Annotated in this window: 14 protein-coding genes and 1 pseudogene; 4 read left to right on the top strand and 11 right to left on the bottom strand. The window is 40.4% G+C overall.

Annotated features, from left to right (window positions below; genetic code table 11):
• Nucleotides 1-83: 83 nt before the first annotated feature.
• The 6 genes from AC1DCD_RS09535 to AC1DCD_RS09510 form a co-directional block, all read right to left on the bottom strand.
• On the bottom strand, nucleotides 84-920 hold the full coding sequence (locus tag AC1DCD_RS09535; protein ID WP_464641275.1) for a carbohydrate porin: 837 nt from the start codon (nucleotides 918-920) through the stop codon (nucleotides 84-86).
• The gene (locus AC1DCD_RS09530) at nucleotides 892-1,023 is read right to left on the bottom strand and encodes a hypothetical protein (protein WP_480349325.1); all 132 of its coding nucleotides are present in this window, start codon (nucleotides 1,021-1,023) and stop codon (nucleotides 892-894) included. Before AC1DCD_RS09530 ends, AC1DCD_RS09535 begins: the two co-directional genes overlap by 29 nt.
• A 91-nt stretch (nucleotides 1,024-1,114) precedes the next feature.
• Nucleotides 1,115-3,757: a magnesium-translocating P-type ATPase gene (gene mgtA, locus AC1DCD_RS09525; RefSeq protein WP_464641271.1), complete on the bottom strand. Its 2,643-nt coding sequence runs from the start codon at nucleotides 3,755-3,757 to the stop codon at nucleotides 1,115-1,117.
• 260 nt (nucleotides 3,758-4,017) lie between these two features.
• The gene (locus AC1DCD_RS09520) at nucleotides 4,018-5,388 is read right to left on the bottom strand and encodes a HAMP domain-containing sensor histidine kinase (RefSeq protein WP_008446632.1); all 1,371 of its coding nucleotides are present in this window, start codon (nucleotides 5,386-5,388) and stop codon (nucleotides 4,018-4,020) included.
• The gene (locus AC1DCD_RS09515; RefSeq protein ID WP_008446737.1) at nucleotides 5,385-6,089 is read right to left on the bottom strand and encodes a response regulator transcription factor; all 705 of its coding nucleotides are present in this window, start codon (nucleotides 6,087-6,089) and stop codon (nucleotides 5,385-5,387) included. Before AC1DCD_RS09515 ends, AC1DCD_RS09520 begins: the two co-directional genes overlap by 4 nt.
• A 403-nt stretch (nucleotides 6,090-6,492) precedes the next feature.
• The gene (locus tag AC1DCD_RS09510) at nucleotides 6,493-6,666 is read right to left on the bottom strand and encodes a hypothetical protein (RefSeq protein ID WP_238292647.1); all 174 of its coding nucleotides are present in this window, start codon (nucleotides 6,664-6,666) and stop codon (nucleotides 6,493-6,495) included.
• A gap of 128 nt (nucleotides 6,667-6,794) precedes the next feature.
• Here AC1DCD_RS09510 and AC1DCD_RS09505 point away from each other — a divergent pair.
• Nucleotides 6,795-7,573 (top strand): annotated as a pseudogene (locus tag AC1DCD_RS09505) (IS30 family transposase); the annotation flags it as partial.
• 230 nt (nucleotides 7,574-7,803) lie between these two features.
• On the opposite strand, the gene AC1DCD_RS09500 reads toward AC1DCD_RS09505, so the two are convergent.
• The 3 genes from AC1DCD_RS09500 to AC1DCD_RS09490 form a co-directional block, all read right to left on the bottom strand.
• Nucleotides 7,804-7,971 (bottom strand): 4Fe-4S binding protein, encoded by a 168-nt coding sequence (locus AC1DCD_RS09500; protein ID WP_019035809.1) that lies wholly within the window; start codon nucleotides 7,969-7,971, stop codon nucleotides 7,804-7,806.
• Nucleotides 7,972-8,241: 270 nt separating this feature from the next.
• Nucleotides 8,242-9,084, bottom strand: a complete 843-nt coding sequence (locus AC1DCD_RS09495; RefSeq protein WP_464641277.1) for a bifunctional metallophosphatase/5'-nucleotidase — start codon at nucleotides 9,082-9,084, stop codon at nucleotides 8,242-8,244.
• A 108-nt stretch (nucleotides 9,085-9,192) separates the two neighbouring features.
• Nucleotides 9,193-9,963: a 5'-nucleotidase C-terminal domain-containing protein gene (locus AC1DCD_RS09490; protein WP_464641268.1), complete on the bottom strand. Its 771-nt coding sequence runs from the start codon at nucleotides 9,961-9,963 to the stop codon at nucleotides 9,193-9,195.
• A 217-nt stretch (nucleotides 9,964-10,180) separates the two neighbouring features.
• On the opposite strand from AC1DCD_RS09490, the gene rplS reads away from it, so the two are divergent.
• On the top strand, nucleotides 10,181-10,540 hold the full coding sequence (rplS, locus tag AC1DCD_RS09485) for a 50S ribosomal protein L19 (RefSeq protein ID WP_008446613.1): 360 nt from the start codon (nucleotides 10,181-10,183) through the stop codon (nucleotides 10,538-10,540).
• 73 nt (nucleotides 10,541-10,613) lie between these two features.
• Here the strand turns inward: rplS and AC1DCD_RS09480 are convergent, their stop codons facing one another.
• Nucleotides 10,614-10,898 (bottom strand): hypothetical protein, encoded by a 285-nt coding sequence (locus AC1DCD_RS09480; protein WP_036854110.1) that lies wholly within the window; start codon nucleotides 10,896-10,898, stop codon nucleotides 10,614-10,616.
• Nucleotides 10,899-11,006: 108 nt separating this feature from the next.
• Nucleotides 11,007-11,381, bottom strand: coding sequence for a RidA family protein (locus tag AC1DCD_RS09475; RefSeq protein WP_464641265.1), 375 nt, complete (start codon nucleotides 11,379-11,381; stop codon nucleotides 11,007-11,009).
• A 152-nt stretch (nucleotides 11,382-11,533) separates the two neighbouring features.
• On the opposite strand from AC1DCD_RS09475, the gene AC1DCD_RS09470 reads away from it, so the two are divergent.
• Both AC1DCD_RS09470 and AC1DCD_RS09465 read left to right on the top strand, forming a co-directional pair.
• A complete protein-coding gene (locus tag AC1DCD_RS09470) occupies nucleotides 11,534-12,715 on the top strand; it encodes a phosphoribosylaminoimidazolecarboxamide formyltransferase (protein WP_464641263.1) in 1,182 nt (393 codons plus the stop codon).
• A 25-nt stretch (nucleotides 12,716-12,740) separates the two neighbouring features.
• Entirely contained in the window at nucleotides 12,741-12,926 is a 186-nt protein-coding gene (locus tag AC1DCD_RS09465; RefSeq protein ID WP_019035806.1) for a hypothetical protein, read from the top strand.
• Nucleotides 12,927-13,026 lie beyond the last annotated feature (100 nt).

Raw genomic sequence — 13,026 nt, 5'->3', positions numbered from 1 at the left:
AACGTTTGAATTGCTGAGAACACCAGTGTATATCGGTAGTTAAGGAGGATTCTATCCTGCAAAATGAGCTATAGGTCTAATTTTTAAAAGTGACAATACATCCGAAACATTGCGACAGCAAAGTCGCCTTGGTCGTTTTTAATGTATTGCAACACTGGCTGCACACTCACAGACTTGCTTATCTGTTTTTGACACGTCAGCTCTATCGACCCTTCCTCTCCCTGCTTGAAATGAGCATACTGTAAGGATATTCCAGCGTTCATCTTCCTTTTGTTATACACGCATCCTATTTCGGCATACCGATGACAGCCCGCGTTGACGTCGGTGTTCTCTGAATATTGAGCCATGAGGTTAAGACTTCCGTCATGATAGGTTCCAACATTCTGTTCGGCATATATCCACCAAACTGCGCTCGCCTTTTGGCGACACTCAGCCATACTTCCATACTTCATATTGGCGACACGCGAGGCAGAATGATAAGCCGCACCCACGAAATAGGACGAGTGATGAATGCTGTACTTGAACTCTGCCACGTCAAAAACGCCATCATTTTTAGGATTGAGCGTAAACGGCAGATTGTCGTGCGTCCAACCATTATATCCTCTTCCGTTGTATAAAGCATTCCTAAACCTATACGCTCCCTTATGAGCCTCAAAAAAGAGCGTAAGCCCACTCATAGGATAGTTGGCGATGGGATAGCTTGCAGACAGCGTGGGAAAGATTCCACACGAGCTGTTTGTGAAAAGAGCTGTACAGTCAGAGGTGAAGAAATCTTCGTTCACATTTCGCACGCCAGCAAACAGTTTGCAACGCTCCCATTCTTTGGTGTACCCCAACAGCGCGATGGCCGCCAAACAATTTTCTTCTTCTATGTTAGAAAACGTTTGATAATCATTGACGATGTTTCCATGCGCTCTCACTATATGAATAGTCGCAAGGCCGAAGGATGAATGCCGCCCCATGGGTATGCTTGCCTGCAGCCTGAGCAAACTTACAATATTGCACTTTCCGCTCTTTGCGCATTGCCACTCGGTAGTATATTGCCCTGACACCTTTTGCGCAAGTCCTATGTAATGAACGGCGCAGCCCATCACAAACAACAATACTCTTGCTTTCATAACCACCTTTTGTATTTACGTATATATAAGACCTTGACACCTTGTGTAAGCAAACAATAACAGAACAAAATAGCCAACAGCCAGGGAAAATAATTCCAAGGCAACGGCGTGAAACCTATCGAAGCCCCCAAGTTGGTGAAGGGCATACAAATGCCAAGAACCATGATGGCGAAAGTCATGAAGAGTACTGGCCACGACGCGGTGCTTTGCACAAAAGGAATTTTGCGCGTGCGTATCATGTGAACAATGAGTGTTTGCGAAAGCAGACCTTCCACGAACCAGCCTGATTGAAACAAAGATGCCATGCCCACACGGTCGCAACCAAACATCCACCACATAAGGGCATAGGTCGCGATATCGAACACAGAGCTGATTGGACCTATCAGTATCATGAAATGACTGAGGTCTGAAGAATCCCATACTCGTGGTTTGCTCAAATAGTCTTTGTCCATACGATCAAAAGGAATGGTAGTCTGTGAAATGTCGTACAGCAAATTTTGTATCAGCAAATGTATCGGCAACATGGGCAAGAAAGGGAGGAAAGCGCTCGCCACCATGACACTGAACATATTGCCAAAGTTAGAACTGGCTGTCATCTTGACGTATTTGATGATGTTTCCGAAAGTCTTTCTTCCCTCTACCACCCCATCTTCAAGAACCATCAAGTCTTTCTCAAGTAAGATAATGTCGGCACTTTCTTTTGCTATGTCAACAGCCGAGTCTACCGAAATGCCAACATCCGACTCTCTCAATGCCGCGGCATCATTGATGCCATCGCCAAGGAATCCTACCGTATTGTTTTGTTTCTGCAAAATTTGGATAATTTCCACTTTCTGCATGGGCGTAAGTTTAGCGAAGAGCGTACCCCTTTGCACGGCCGCGCTTTTCTCCTCGTCAGTCATTTCTCTCAACTCGCCTCCCGTGTACATAATGGTAGAATCGATACCTACTTGTCTCGAGATAGTTCTTACCACCGCGTCATTATCTCCAGACAACACCTTTATTTCTATCCCATACGAATGAAGTTCGTAAATGGCTTGTGCGGCAGACTCCTTTGGCGGATCAAGAAAAGCAAGGTATCCAATGAGAACCATCTCGCACTCGTCTTCAACCTCAAAGTTATTTTCCTTATCCAAAAAGGTCTTACGGGCCAATGCTAACACTCGCATGCCTTTGTTGTTCATGTCTTCCACTATCCGCATAGCTCGTTGCTTTAGGCTGTCTGTGAGTGGTTCCACCTCTCCATCCGTTTCCGCATACGAGCAAATGGAAAGCATTTCCTCCACGGCACCCTTGGTGATGATTTGCCGTTTTCCTTTGTTATCCTCTACCACGACCGACATCCGCCTGCGCACAAAGTCGAACGGTATCTCGTCCACTTTGTGATAATTGTCGCTCAACGTTTCAAGCTGTAACTCTTTTACATGTGAAAGGATGGCGCAATCCATGAGGTTCTTAAGGCCCGTCTGGAAATAGCTATTGAAATACGCGTGCCGCAAAATTCTGTTATTCACATCCTCCGTTCCGTCAGCATTTATATGTTGTTCCAACACGATATGGTCTTGCGTCAGCGTGCCCGTCTTGTCAGTGCAAAGCACATTCATGGCGCCAAAGTTCTGAATGGCGTTCAAATCTTTGACAATCGTCTTTTTGCGAGACATCTTTAACGCCCCTTTGGATAGGTTGGCGCTCACTATCATGGGTAACATCTCTGGCGTAAGTCCCACCGCAACCGAGATGGCAAAGATGAAAGCTTGCATCCAGTCGCCCTTTGTGACACCATTGACCAAAAAAACGAAAGGCACCATAAATAGCATGAAACGTATGAGCAACATACTCACTTTCGTGATACCTCTGTCAAAAGCTGTTGTTGCCCTATGCCTTACAACGTTCTTCGCAATAGTCCCTATATAGGTGTCGTTTCCTGTCGCGAAAACGACACCTTTGGCGGAACCGCTCAACACGTTAGAGCCCATGTAGCAAATATCCTCGAGTTCTATCTCGCTTCTGGAATGTTTGCTTTCTTCTTGTATGGAGCAAAACTTTTCCACGGCATCTGATTCGCCCGTCAACGTAGATTGACTTACGAACAAATCTTTAGCCTCAACAATACGCATGTCCGCCGGTATCATGTCGCCCGCCGCCAACATCACGACATCGCCCGGCACCAAGTCTTCTATGGCAATCTCACCAGTGTCATTCAACCGCTGCACGTAACAAGTGTTCGTGACCAGCTTTTGAAGAGCCTCACTCGATTGGTTGGCCTTCCATTCTTGCCAAAAGCGCAAGATAGCGCTCAGCACAATCATGGTTGAGACGATAATGATGGAAGTCCAATCCTGCTTGCCATGCGGCGCCGTGAGCACGTCCAACACGAACGATATGGCTATCAGCACCGTAAGTACGCCTACAAAGGGATTGATAAAAGCTTTGACAAAAGTGACTAGGGGATTCTTTTTCTGTTCATGTATCACCTCGTTCTTTCCATATACAGATTGACGTTTCTCAGCTTCTTCCTGTCGCAATCCACATGCCGTGGTGTTAAGACAATAGAACACGGCATCTACCGGCTGCCGTGCAACCTGAAACACCTTGGGCGCATTGAAAGAAACGTGAACACGTTTTGTTCTCTTCCACATATTATTAACATTTTAATGGGTTTATACTCCGTTCGTTCATTTGCGATGCAAAAGTAATCTTACTTTTGCATATGGGGTATTAGAGAACTATTAGAAAAATATTAAAATTTAATTAGAAACAAATAGGGTTGCTTCTATAGATTACCACCGTATATGGTAATTAATTTCAAGAAATACATTTTGTTATCTTTCAGTTTCTTTTTGTGGAGAAAAAATAAGTGCCACGTCTGACAAAGCCGATTTACAGGACACGCCTTGTTTTAAACGTGCAAAAGCTTGACCATGAAGGTGGTGCCAGAGCCTCGTTGTGAGTGAACTGCTATCTCGCCCCCATGCAGCAATATAATCTTTTGTGTAATAGCCATGCCTATCCCATGTCCTTCCACTATTTTCTCATCCTCCCCTCGATAAAACAGGTTAAACAAATTTCTCTTGTCAATGTCGGTCATACCCTTCCCGCTATCAGACAGTCGAATGATAGACCATTCTTTCCAAAAGGATATTTGAACAGACGACAACTTGTTATCCGAGTATTTACAATTGTTCTCTATGAGATTAGAGAAAGCGATACTAAGTAAGTAAGGGTTGGCATTGACGGTAACGCAACGTTCATCGTCGCTATCCTCTTCATCAAATATCAATTCTATGCTATAATCGGGATGACTACGGAGTATGAGTGTTCTTACATCAAGTAGAATTTCATCAAGCCTAACCTCTTTCATACTGATTTGCTCACGCTGATAGTCAGCCTTTGCCAAATTGAGCAACCCATCAATCAACCGGCTCATGCGCTTAGTATCGTGCAAAACATTTTGCATTGCTTCTACATACTGCAACTCTGTTCTGCGTTTTTGCAAAGCCACATCCAACTCCGTGGTTATGGCTGCTAATGGATTGCGAAGCTCGTGGGCAACATTGCTGACAAACATTTTTTGTGCTTCGAACGACTTTTCCAACCGTTCGAGCAAGGCATTAAACGCTATGGCCAGTTCTCCCAACTCATCATTAGCACATTTCACAAACAAACGGCGGTCTATATGTTTGGCTGTAATGTTCTGAACTTCTTCCACGATTCTCCGTATGGGATTCAACGACAAACGGGCAAGAAGATAACTCACCACAAAAAGCAGACTCAACCCTATGAGAAACAACAGAAAGAGCGTTTTGCGCAACTCAACCAAGTTGGCGTATCCATAACCATCGTAGGCGGCAGCAGTAATGACGTATGACTTTCCCTTGAAGCGATATATCATGCCAATGCTCTGATAAGCACCCTCGTAAAAGGCTATTTGCTTCTGATGCAAAATTGCCCGTATCATGTCAGGTGTTTCTTTAACAATGTCGCTTTGTATGGCATCGTGGTAAAGCATCTTGAACTTCGGAGTATATACCGCCACCTCTACTTCATCAATAAACTTACGGTTATTAAGGTAAATAGATTGCATGGTTTTGGCATCAGTCTGTCCTGCCAAGAACAAATGCGCCTTGGTCACAGCCTCACTCCGCAACCGCCTGAAGAAAGTCTCGCTACGCGCTTGTTCACTCAAGAGATAGACCATGGTCAAGCACAACAAGAATACGGTTGCCGTTATAGCTGTATATTTTAAAGTTAGAGCAGTACGTATTTTCATAAAACATGCTTATCAGTCAGCACAAAACCTATGCCAGGCTTGGTATGTATGAGCTTTACGGGAAAACTCCGGTCTATTTTTTTTCTTAGATAATTGATGTACACATCTATAAAGTTCGTGCCGGTGTCAAAATGAGTGCCCCAAACCTTTTCCGCAATTTCTGTTCTTGGGATAATTCTATCGGCATGCAGCATCATATATTTCAATAAGTTATATTCCTTAGGCGTTAGTTTAATGGCGACACCACCTCGTTTACATTCATGCAGATTAGGGTTTATTTGTAAGTCAGCATAAACGATGTCAACCGCATTCCCCTCACTTTCGTATATCTGGCTGCTGTTGCGCTTCAACAATACCTTCATGCGCGCCACAAGTTCACGCAAGTCGAAAGGTTTTACCATGTAATCATCCGCCCCCACGTCAAATCCCTCTAATTTATCATCAGTAGTACCCAAAGCAGTCAGCATGAGAATAGGCACATGTTTGTTTTTCGTCCGTATCTCCTTGCATAAATCAAATCCATCAAGTTTTGGAAGGATGATGTCGGATATTATCAATTTGAAGTCATACTTATTGAAGAGCTGCAAACCCATCATTCCGTCATAGGCCACCATTACCTCGTAGCCGTGTTCCTCTATACCCACCTTCAGCAAATCTGCAACTCTTTGTTCATCTTCTACGATGAGAATTTGTGGTATCATACTTAATGGATGAATTAATTCGACAATTTATTAAATACACAAACATTATACATATCATTATATTACATGATGATGCGAAACGATGCAAGGCAGCGACAAAGCCACTTCGCCCAGATAACAACAAAAGGCACAACATGTGCGGATGTTACAGAATCTTTATCTTTCCAACAGAAACCTACAATACAGGCATATGCGTCCTTAAGTCAACCAACGAGTACAAAGATAATCATTTTGTGCGGATTAGACAAGCATTACTTGTACCAACATAAACTTATCCATGATAACAGCCTTTGATGAATAACAGAAACAACAGTCGTGAACATACCTTTTTTCCGCATCTATGTTCTCTCGGAAATCCTTGAAATCATACAGAGAATATACTTCGATGACTCCATATTCTGACTTATTGATAAAGACGATTTAGCCTCTTGATATCTATCAAATTGGTGTTATGGGACGAGGACATAAGCAGACTACCTTCCGATGCGTGAATAAGATCGAGAATAAAGTCTGCCAATCGGACGTGCGACCCCACGTCAAAATTGCCCAGCATAATATCCGATCTGTTCTTAACCACATCCAAAAGTCGAATTAAGATTTGGAAAAGTTTCCTTGTGCTATTGGACTCTTCCGGAAAAAAAACAACCGGCAATACAAACAAAAAAAGGAGACCTCTGTCTCCCCAAGATTAATTAACTTTGTATTGTGAAATATCATCAATTAACCTCGGAGCAAAGGTCGCAAATTTTAGCCTTACTCCAAAAGAAAACAGGGAGAAAAGAGATTGCCGCAATCGTCGGCATCAGTCAGTCAACACTTTCACGTGAAATAAAACGCAACAGCACGCCATCGGGAAAGTATATTTGGACAAAGGCGCACGATATGGCTATACGGCGCGGAAAAAGAACGATAACGAACGCCAAACTCTCCGACGAATTAGTCCGGAGGATTAAGGAATATATCACCAACGGCCAGTGGTCTCCACGGCAAATATCAGGTTATCTGCGCAAGAATGATGGGATAAAGGTGTCCCACCAATCCATTTATAATATCATTCATAATGATACGGGAACTTGCCAAGCACACAAGGCATAAGATGAAATATAGTCATCGTCCCAAGGTGTGGACATCTTCCAATTAAAGACAGGTTGAGTATCCATGAAAGAAGTAAGGAAGTTGACGGGAAGATATTCAGAGATTTTGAGATGGACTTAATCGTAGACCCTGACCAACATGCTATACTCACACTGGTAGAGAAATCCACCAATATGCTGCTTATGCAGAAACTGCCATTTGGGAAGCAGTCAAAGCCTCTGGCAAAGGCGGTCAGGAAACTGTTGCTGCCATACAAGGACATTTTGAAGACCATTACAACAGACAACGGACCTGGATTTGCGGCACATAAGGACATTACCAAGTTCTTAGGCGTGCCCGTATACTTCGCCGATCCATATTGCTCATGGCAAAAGGGAGCTATTGAGAATTATTACTGTCCGCTAAACTTTTGGGTAAGATACAAATTCAGGGCTGACACTTCTCACGAGGTATCAGCCCTTTTTGTTATCTTTGCTTTTGTTCCCAAACTTAGATAACATGGGCTAAAGTACACATTTCTTCGGACAGTAATGCTTTTTTAGCATATAAAAAAATAGCAAGCCTCTAAAGAGACCTGCTATAATGAATTTTAAACAGTAACTAAGTATATATCCCCTACTTATGGAAGGCTAATAGCCTCACTTGGGCAAACACTAGCGCATGTGCCACACTCTGTGCAAGCATCAGCGTCTATTACATACTTCTCACCTTCAGAAATTGCCTCTACTGGGCACTCATCAATACATGTACCACATGCAATACAATCGTCACCAATAACGTAAGCCATAATTAATTTATTTAAATTGTTTTATATTCATATCTCGAATAGGTCTGTTATACCTACTTTTGATGATGCAAAGATACGAATAAAAAACTAAATACCTAAAAATGATGATTAAATTAAATGAATTTAGACACCATAAAAATAAAGCTCTATCATAAAAGAGTGCATAAAAAAGGCTTAAACTCTAATCTTTTCTTACATATACTCATGTTAATCACTCTCAAAAAGTATATTAAGATTAAAGTTTAAGCCTTAAATATTTAACTTCAACAACTACTTATTAGCCTTTTTCATATCTACCTCTATTCTTCCTATATATATACCCGACTTTCCGTTTTGATCAGCACCTACCATCTTGCCGCTAAGGTCCTTAACATATTCCATCTTCTTAAGAAAAGTATGCGAATGGCCTCCCAAGACAATATCAATACCTTTTGTTGCGCCTATTAACTTCATCTCATTATCTCCTTCTATATTCCAGCCTAAATGAGATAAACAGATAATAAGGTCGCATTTCTTTGCTTTAAGCGCATCTATAGCTTTCTGTGCAGCCTTAACAGGATCTATATATTTAAGTGTGCCATAATTTTTTTCTGCTATAAGACCTTCCATCTTAGGGCTTAACCCAAACACTCCTATCTTTAAGCCATTTCGTTTTATTATAATATATGGCTTAACTATCTTTTCGAGCTCTGTACCGGTAAAATCGTAATTAGCACAAACAAAGGGGAATTTAGCTTTCTTAAATAGTCGGATCATGTTGTCCATACCGAAATCGAACTCGTGATTACCTATCACAGCTGCATCATAACGCATGAGATTCATTAGTCCTATCTCAACATCTCCTTTAAACATTGTGTAATAAGACGAACCTTGTGAGAAATCTCCACTATCAAACAATAGTAAATCTGGATTTTTCATACGTTCTTCCTTCACTAAATTAACACGACGTACAAAGCCTCCGCGACCAGCACGCAGAGTGTCTGACATGTTAGGATTAAATGGATAAATCTGACTATGTGTGTCGTTAGTATGAAGTATTACCAACTTCTTATTCTGTCCAAAAGCAAAAGCTGCCACAAATAGCATGCTCAGCAATAATATTCTACCTTTCATTCTAAACATAATTTATTATTTACAACATCTATCAAACATCTATACCTTTATAAGGATGTCTGTATAGACCTTATTATATAACAATCTAAAAAAAAAATACTTTCCGTTTTATTCCACTATAATTCTACCCTCCAGCTTAGCATCTACTATCTTATGCTGAGCTGTAGCAGCCTTAAAATAATCCATTATGATAAAGCGAGTATTATTACTTACTGCCGAAGGTGCATTAACATTAGTTTTAGCCTTAAATGCCTCTAATTTGTCATTACCTTCTGCAAGATAATCTAAAGTTGCTATACGATAAGAAGCCTTAGGATCTATTGCCTTACCATGCAGCATAGCACTCTTTAACTTATGATCTTTAGTGAAAACCAATTCTACCCCATGGCTAACAGCTTCACCTCCGGTATGAGCCATCTCACGAAAAAGCTGTAACACCTTTTCTCCAGTCAAGGTTAAAAAGCATATCTTATTCTCAAAAGGAGCAATATCCAGAACATCTCCATAAGTAACCTTACCGCGTATTAACGCCGCACGAATGCCACCCATGTTGTAAACTCCAAAATCTACCTTTTCATTATATTTCTGTGCGCCCCACACCATGATATCTGCAAGCAAGTTAGACAAATCGCTCTCTGGACGATGAGCAGTCATGTCGTGAGCTACCTCGCCTACTACAGGCCCCATGATGCTATCTACCTGATGCTTATACTTTGCCATAAAGAGCTGTGCCCCTTTATCAGGATTAACATCATAACGACCATCTACAAGAAGCCTTGTCCTTTTAAGACCTGCCAGCTCGTAATGAGTACTAACACAACCAGTACCTATAAACAGTACTGATAACGCTAAAAAACAGCTATGCTTTAACTTATTCATATTATTTATTTTAGTTATATTGCAAAGATAACAAATTTAAGTAAAAACTAACAATCCCTACCATTATAATTAACAGCACACAGCATAAAAAAGGAATAAGACTTGTAAGGTTCAAAAAAAAGCTATAACTTTGCAACGATTTTAACGTAACCGCTGATTATGGACGAGTCATGTATTATGTTGCGTTATACAACAAACGATTAAACATTCAATAAAAATGGATTTAATTAAAGTTGCTGAAGAAGCATTTGCTACTGGCAAACAGTTTCCTGAGTTTAAGAGTGGTGATACTATCACTGTAGCTTACAAAATCATTGAGGGTAACAAACAACGTATTCAGCTTTATAGAGGCGTTGTAATAAAGATTTCTGGGCATGGCGAAAAGAAGCGTTTCACTGTTCGCAAAATGTCTGGAACTGTAGGTGTAGAACGTATCTTCCCTATAGAGTCGCCTAATATCGATTCTATTGAGGTAAACAAACGTGGTAAGGTACGTCGTGCTAAGCTTTACTACCTTCGTAAGCTTACAGGTAAAGCTGCTCGTATCAAGGAAAAGAGAACTGTTACAACAGAGTAATCCTTCTATACTAAAAAAAAATAAAAAGGCTGGAAAATTTACATTCCCAGCCTTTTTTATATTTCTAATATAACTAATCATTATAATTCAAATCGCCATCATTATCACCATGCAAGGCTTTTTTGAGATCGGTCCAGCTTTGGAAACCTGCTAACAAAGCAAGCCTATCAAGAGTTTTTGCAGAAGGACGCTCTAATATAAAGCTCTTATCCCATATCCTACGAAGCGACTTTATACTTAGATTTATACCCAACTTATCAAACTTAGCTGAAAGCTCATTAAGCTCACGCCTCATATGCAAACTATGCGAAGCAAACTTTCCTATCTTATTTGTAATAGCTCGAAAACCTTTTTTCATATTTTTTACTTAGCAAAACAATATTATTGATAAGCACAAAGATAAACAAACCCAATAAAAATAAACTTTTCTTAAAACATATTTCCCTCTTTTAAAAGTATTTACCTCCTATCTAACAGCAATACATTCTACCTCTACCATAGCATTTTTAGGCAAGGTCTTAACTGCTATTGCTGAACGTGCGGGAAACGGCTCTTTAAAAAACTGTGCATATACCTCATTCATATCAGCAAAATAGCTCATGTCTGAAAGGTAAACTGTAGTCTTCACTACTTTAGATAAATCTAACCCTGCTGCACACAACACAGCTTTTGCGTTAGTTATCGACTGATAGGTCTGCTCTTTTATGCCACCTTCCACAAAAGCTCCTGTGGCTGGATCAATAGGCAACTGACCACTACAAAAAACCAATCCATTTGCCTCAATAGCCTGACTGTAAGGACCCACTGCTGCAGGAGCCTCATCTGTATGTAATACTTTCATATTAAAAAAAATAACAATTTATACTAAAGCAAAGTTACAAAACATTTTTTAATATACACAATATTCTATTTCCTTTAATGAGAAATAAGATAATTAATTAGAAAAATAGTAACTTTGTAAGCAGTTATAAACATATTCCATACATAAGCGATATGAAAGAATTAGCACTCAAATACGGATGCAATCCTAATCAGAAGCCTTCACGTATATATATTGAGGAAGGCAATCTCCCTATTGAAGTACTTAATGGCAAGCCTGGCTATATCAATTTGCTTGATGCGCTTAACAGCTGGCAACTGGTAAAAGAACTAAAAGCCGCAACAGGAATGCCGGCAGCAGCATCATTCAAACATGTTAGTCCTGCAGGAGCTGCTATAGGAATGCCTCTTAGCGATATTCTTAAAAAGATTTATTTCGTTAATGATATCGACTTTGAGCTTACTCCTTTAGCAAATGCCTATGCACGAGCACGTGGAGCAGACAGAATGTGCTCTTATGGCGATTTCTGTGCACTTAGCGACACCTGTGATGAAGCTACAGCATTGCTCATAAAAAGAGAAGTAAGCGATGGAGTTATTGCTCCCGGCTACACACCTGAAGCATTAAAGATACTTAAAAGCAAACGTAAAGGCACCTATAATATTATAAAAATAGACCCAAGTTACAAGCCTGCACCCATCGAACACAAACAAGTTTTTGGCATTACTTTCGAGCAAGGTAGGAACGAAATAAGGTTAGACGACCCTACTCTATTTGAAAAAATACCTACTAAAGCAAAACATTTCACACCCGAAGCTATCAGAGATCTTACCATAGCACTAATAACCCTTAAATATACACAAAGTAACTCTGTATGTTATGTTAAGGACGGGCAAGCTATAGGTATAGGAGCAGGTCAACAAAGTCGTATACACTGCACACGATTAGCTGGTAACAAAGCCGATGAATGGTGGCTAAGACAATGTCAAAAGGTTTTAAACCTACCTTTTAAAGATAACATTCGTAGAGCCGATCGCGACAACACTATCAATGTATATATATCTGATGAATATGAAGACATACTACAAGAAGGTGTTTGGCAAAAATTCTTCACAAAGAAGCCAGAGCCTTTAACTCGTGAAGAGCGTAAGGAATGGATAGCCAAAAACACAGGAGTATCACTCGGATCAGACGCTTTTTTCCCATTTGGAGACAATATAGAACGCGCACATAAAAGTGGAGTAGAATTTATTGCACAAGCAGGAGGAAGCGTGCGCGATGACAACGTTATTGATACTTGTGATAAATATGGCATTACAATGGCATTTACAGGAGTAAGGTTATTTCATCATTAATAAAAAAACACTTTAATTGCAACAAATGGAAGATATAGATAAGATAATAGAAGGAGGTATTACCTTTAAAAAAACTTATAAAAACAAGCAAGATGACAATAAAATAAAGACAAAAGCAAAGAAAAAGAAATATATTACAGGGGCACATGGCTCTGGTAGTGCTAAACAAAAAGCAAAATATCGGCAAGCAAGAGCCAATAGACACAAATAAGAAAACACACTTATTTTTCTGCTACAATCGAGTAGGAGGTAAACCCTAATCATAGGTGTTTATTTCCTACTTTCGTGTTCACCGACCTCTCACACCACCG

The sequence above is a fragment of the Prevotella sp. C0209C1 genome (genome assembly GCF_056583855.1).
This window is presented reverse-complemented; position numbering and strand designations above follow the sequence as displayed.

Excerpts from the sequence above, each read along its gene's own strand:
- AC1DCD_RS09530 (WP_480349325.1), bottom strand. The coding sequence starts at position 1,023 with ATGCGCAAAGAGCGGAAAGTGCAATATTGTAAGTTTGCTCAGGCTGCA.
- mgtA (WP_464641271.1), bottom strand. The coding sequence starts at position 3,757 with ATGTGGAAGAGAACAAAACGTGTTCACGTTTCTTTCAATGCGCCCAAG.
- AC1DCD_RS09520 (WP_008446632.1), bottom strand. The coding sequence starts at position 5,388 with ATGAAAATACGTACTGCTCTAACTTTAAAATATACAGCTATAACGGCA.
- AC1DCD_RS09515 (WP_008446737.1), bottom strand. The coding sequence starts at position 6,089 with ATGATACCACAAATTCTCATCGTAGAAGATGAACAAAGAGTTGCAGAT.
- AC1DCD_RS09500 (WP_019035809.1), bottom strand. The coding sequence starts at position 7,971 with ATGGCTTACGTTATTGGTGACGATTGTATTGCATGTGGTACATGTATT.
- AC1DCD_RS09495 (WP_464641277.1), bottom strand. The coding sequence starts at position 9,084 with ATGAAAGGTAGAATATTATTGCTGAGCATGCTATTTGTGGCAGCTTTT.
- AC1DCD_RS09490 (WP_464641268.1), bottom strand. The coding sequence starts at position 9,963 with ATGAATAAGTTAAAGCATAGCTGTTTTTTAGCGTTATCAGTACTGTTT.
- rplS (WP_008446613.1), top strand. The coding sequence starts at position 10,181 with ATGGATTTAATTAAAGTTGCTGAAGAAGCATTTGCTACTGGCAAACAG.
- AC1DCD_RS09480 (WP_036854110.1), bottom strand. The coding sequence starts at position 10,898 with ATGAAAAAAGGTTTTCGAGCTATTACAAATAAGATAGGAAAGTTTGCT.
- AC1DCD_RS09475 (WP_464641265.1), bottom strand. The coding sequence starts at position 11,381 with ATGAAAGTATTACATACAGATGAGGCTCCTGCAGCAGTGGGTCCTTAC.
- AC1DCD_RS09470 (WP_464641263.1), top strand. The coding sequence starts at position 11,534 with ATGAAAGAATTAGCACTCAAATACGGATGCAATCCTAATCAGAAGCCT.
- AC1DCD_RS09465 (WP_019035806.1), top strand. The coding sequence starts at position 12,741 with ATGGAAGATATAGATAAGATAATAGAAGGAGGTATTACCTTTAAAAAA.